This is a genomic window from Terrabacter carboxydivorans, assembly GCF_039532035.1.
GTDB classification, from domain to species: domain Bacteria; phylum Actinomycetota; class Actinomycetes; order Actinomycetales; family Dermatophilaceae; genus Terrabacter; species Terrabacter carboxydivorans.
The window spans coordinates 1-593 of record NZ_BAAARE010000077.1 but is presented as its reverse complement, the minus strand read 5'-3'; the positions used below and the strand labels follow the sequence as shown (position 1 = coordinate 593).

The 593-nt window shown below is 72.2% G+C and carries 1 protein-coding gene; it reads right to left on the bottom strand.

Translation table 11 applies throughout. The annotated features are described in order from the left end of the window. Nucleotides 1–593, bottom strand: a 593-nt coding sequence (locus tag ABD297_RS23635; RefSeq protein ID WP_344257627.1) for an AAA family ATPase, incomplete at both ends; no start/stop codon positions are given.

The following is a 593-nucleotide window of genomic DNA, read 5'->3' as shown; positions in this document are numbered from 1 at the left end:
GTGTTCTCCGTCGGCACCCCTACCGCCTCGGACAGCACCTCCGCGGCCGCCGCCGACGGGGCGAGCCCCACTACTGACCCCGGCCCGTGCTGCGACTCCCAGACCGCTCGGACGCCCGCCATCGCGGTCGACTTCCCTGCCCCCGCCGGCCCCACCAGGACGTCGAGCGCGCGTCCGGACGCGGCCACACGGCATACAGCAGATGCCTGTTCGGCCGACAGTGGATGGTCACGTCCCGGCAGATCGGCGGTGCACACGGCAGCGGCAATGGCCTCGTCCACGGCCGGCCCGTCGACCGCACGACCGGCACCGAGGAGCCGCTGCTCCGCGTCGAGCAGGGCCTCGGTCGTGAAGAGCTCTGAGTCGCGCGGACGGAAGCGTGAGGACCCGTCCGGGCGCCGAAGCTCGTCCGGGACGTAGCCCAAGTCCGGCGGTGTCAACGCAACCGCCCGGCCGATCCCGAGCGCCGCGATCCGCTCCGCCACCACGGTCCGCTCGTCCGGTGACGCGAACCTGACGCCTTGGATCTGACGCAGCGCTTCGGCGAACACGTTGGCCCGGGTGAACGTAGAACGCTTGCCCGACACGATCTC